Source organism: Mesorhizobium sp. M7A.F.Ca.MR.362.00.0.0 (assembly GCF_004023175.1).
In the GTDB taxonomy this organism is placed as follows: Bacteria; Pseudomonadota; Alphaproteobacteria; order Rhizobiales; family Rhizobiaceae; genus Mesorhizobium.
Genome location: NZ_RZTF01000583.1, coordinates 1 through 2,745, shown reverse-complemented (window position 1 = coordinate 2,745; position 2,745 = coordinate 1). Strand labels below are relative to the sequence as shown.

The following is a 2,745-nucleotide window of genomic DNA, read 5'->3' as shown; positions in this document are numbered from 1 at the left end:
ACGCCGTTACGATGTCGGCGAGCAGCGCGCACGGTCGTTGCTGGCCGGCGCCGGCGTGGTCATCGAGATGCAGGAGAAAAAGATCGGCGTGCTGTCCGGCGGCCAGAAGGCGCGGCTGATGATGCTGGCGCTGAGGCTCGCCAATCCCAACTTCTATCTGCTGGACGAGCCGACCAACCACCTCGACATCGACGGCCAGGAAGCGCTGGAAGCGGAACTGCTGGCGCATCAGGCCAGCTGCGTGCTCGCCTCGCACGACCGCTCCTTCATCCGCGCCATCGGCAACCGCTTTTGGCTGATCGACAAACGAAAGCTGACCGAAGTCGAGGACCCCGAGGAGTTCTTCCGCTCAGTGGCCGAAACGGCAGGATGAGGCCAACGGAGGTCGACTGGCATGTAAATTATTTGCTTACAGACCTTGTTTTTTGTAAGCAATCTGTTTACATATATCGATGATCAAGTCCTTCAAGAACAAGGCGCTGTCGGACCTCTTTCAAACTGGAAAGACCGGCAAGATCGACGCCAAGATGCACAAGCGCATTCTTGTCCGGCTTGACCGCCTGGAAGCTTCGGAGAAGCCGGAGGAAATGAACCTTCCCGGCTTCGATTTCCACCCGCTGAAAGGCTTCGATCCAATCCGCTACATGGTCCACGTCAACGGTCCGTGGTGCATCACATTCGAGTTCGACGGCAAGGACGCTGCCCGCGTCGATTTCGAGCAATATCACTGAGGCGGCCAGACTGGAGAAGTTCGACTTATGACCGTGCACGAGCCGACGCGTCCTATTGAGCGTTGTCCCTCCCACCCGGGAGCGCTGCTTGAGGACATTATCCCGGCAACTGGAAAGACCAAGGTGGAAATTGCAAATCTGCTCGGGATCTCCCGGCAGCAGCTCTATGACATCATCCGCGAAAAGAAGCCGGTTTCGCCGGCTGTGGCCGCTCGCCTCGGGAAGCTGTTCGGCGACGGCGCCGCGATCTGGCTTCGAATGCAAGCGGCTTTCGATGCTTGGCACGCAGAGCGTGAAGTTGATGTTTCAGCGATCCCTACGCTCAGGGTTGCGTAGGTCCGCACGGCAGCATTCGGACAGACCATCAGACGCCGCGATAAAAAATCTCGACGGTCTGTCGGATAGCCTCAGCCCATCGCGTCCTTGGGATGCCGACACGATGATGCCGGCGCCAACCCAGGGAGAATTATCATGTCGGTTCTTTCATCCATCGGTCGCGTCGCAACCCGGTATGCGGCAGCGCGCGCTCGTCACCGCAGCGAGCGCATCCTGCTTTCGCTGCCGGCCTCGCTGCGCAAGGATATCGGCTTTCCGGACGTCTTCGACGCGCAGAACGGCCGCCGCCCCTGACCTCGCGAGGCGCCAGTCAGTCATGCGTATCACCTGAAAGCGGTGTCGCCTGCATCGATACGCGTTTTTCGAAAGCCTCGAACCAGTGCGTCAGCCGCGCCCGCGAGCGAAAAGGCGGCAGGTGGCGGAACGCCATCCAGGACAGCGTGGTGGCCAAGGCGATGTGGCCGACATGGAGCGGTGCCTCGTCGTCCAGCGCGCTTTCGATCCAGTCGTAGCTCGCCTCGATCTTTTCCCGGTATCCGTCGGCGAGAGCACCATAGCGCAGCTTTTCGGGTCTCCTTTCTGTCTCCCAGCGCAAAGCGATGCCTGTCTGCGCGAGGCCCTGGGCGACCGACTGAAGCCGCAACGCCTGCCAGCGCGCCTCGCCGTCCTGCGGCAGCAGCTTGCGGCCGTCATGCAGTGTGTCGAGATAGGCGCAGATGACATCGGAATCGAAGATCGGCGACGCATTTGGCCGCAACAGCACCGGCACCTTGCCAAGCGGATTTTCGGCGTAGACATCGGCGTTGCGCAAGGTGGGACTGGTCTCATGATGGATGACCTCCAGCCGATCGGCAATGCCAACCTCATGGGCGAAGACAAGCGCCTTGCGCGCGAAGGGTGAGTGGGTCTGATAGTAGAGGATCATTGTCGTCCCGGGGTTGAAGAGGCGTTCGCGTGATCCATCTGTTCTAGCCTGCGAGCCGAGAGAATTGCGCTCTGATTGGGCGCCGCCGACGCAAGTTCGTTTCACGCCTCTCGCTCGAGCCCGCGGCTGTCCGGGATTATCAAGGGCCGACCGCCAAAAAAATTTCGCCGCCATGTAGGATCGCCGCCGTCCGATCCGTCCTATGGCTCGCAAGGCCAAACGCAAAGAGGAACAACAAATGACTGATCAGACCCCCGTTCAGCCCGCGGCCAAAGTGCTCGGCGGATTGACCCCTTATCTGCAGCTGGATGGCGCCTTAAAAGCTGCCGAATTCTACAAGAAGGCCTTCGGCGCGGAGCAGGTCTTTGCCTACCCGGCGGACGAAAAAGGCCGCACCATGCACATTCACCTCCACATCAATGGCTCGACCCTCATGCTCTCCGATTTCTATCCGGAAAACGGAATGCCCGCCGTCAAGCCGCAGGGTTACACCATGCAGCTTCACCTCGGCAGCGACGACATCGAAGCCTGGTGGAAGCGCGCCGTCGATGCCGGCTGCGAAGTCGCCGTGCCGCTCCAAGTCATGTTCTGGGGCGATCAGTGGGGCAATATGCGCGACCCGTTCGGCGTCGAATGGGCGATGAACGCGCCGGTGAAGAAAGCCTGATCTGCCGCCGATGGCCCGAGCCCCTCACCGGCCGGCGCCGGTGAGGCCCTGTGAACTTCCAGGAGGAGATCCAAAATGTCCTATGT

6 protein-coding genes are annotated in these 2,745 nt (G+C 60.6%); 5 read left to right on the top strand and 1 reads right to left on the bottom strand.

Going from position 1 to position 2,745, the window contains the following annotated elements; all coding sequences use genetic code 11:
- From EOC06_RS35510 to EOC06_RS35495, 4 genes are all read left to right on the top strand, one after another.
- Positions 1–373: ATP-binding cassette domain-containing protein (locus EOC06_RS35510; protein WP_164898943.1), on the top strand; the 373-nt coding region annotated here is incomplete at its 5' end.
- A gap of 79 nt (positions 374–452) precedes the next feature.
- Positions 453–731: a type II toxin-antitoxin system RelE/ParE family toxin gene (locus EOC06_RS35505; protein ID WP_127321180.1), complete on the top strand. Its 279-nt coding sequence runs from the start codon at positions 453–455 to the stop codon at positions 729–731.
- Positions 732–758: 27 nt separating this feature from the next.
- Positions 759–1,067 (top strand): HigA family addiction module antitoxin, encoded by a 309-nt coding sequence (locus tag EOC06_RS35500; protein ID WP_127268663.1) that lies wholly within the window; start codon positions 759–761, stop codon positions 1,065–1,067.
- A gap of 135 nt (positions 1,068–1,202) precedes the next feature.
- Entirely contained in the window at positions 1,203–1,361 is a 159-nt protein-coding gene (locus EOC06_RS35495) for a hypothetical protein (RefSeq protein ID WP_127268662.1), read from the top strand.
- A gap of 16 nt (positions 1,362–1,377) precedes the next feature.
- Here EOC06_RS35495 and EOC06_RS35490 read toward each other — a convergent pair whose 3' ends face one another.
- On the bottom strand, positions 1,378–1,992 hold the full coding sequence (locus EOC06_RS35490; RefSeq protein ID WP_127268661.1) for a glutathione S-transferase family protein: 615 nt from the start codon (positions 1,990–1,992) through the stop codon (positions 1,378–1,380).
- Between the two features lie 238 nt (positions 1,993–2,230).
- On the opposite strand from EOC06_RS35490, the gene EOC06_RS35485 reads away from it, so the two are divergent.
- On the top strand, positions 2,231–2,659 hold the full coding sequence (locus EOC06_RS35485; protein WP_128309995.1) for a glyoxalase/bleomycin resistance/extradiol dioxygenase family protein: 429 nt from the start codon (positions 2,231–2,233) through the stop codon (positions 2,657–2,659).
- The last annotated feature ends 86 nt before the right edge of the window (positions 2,660–2,745 follow it).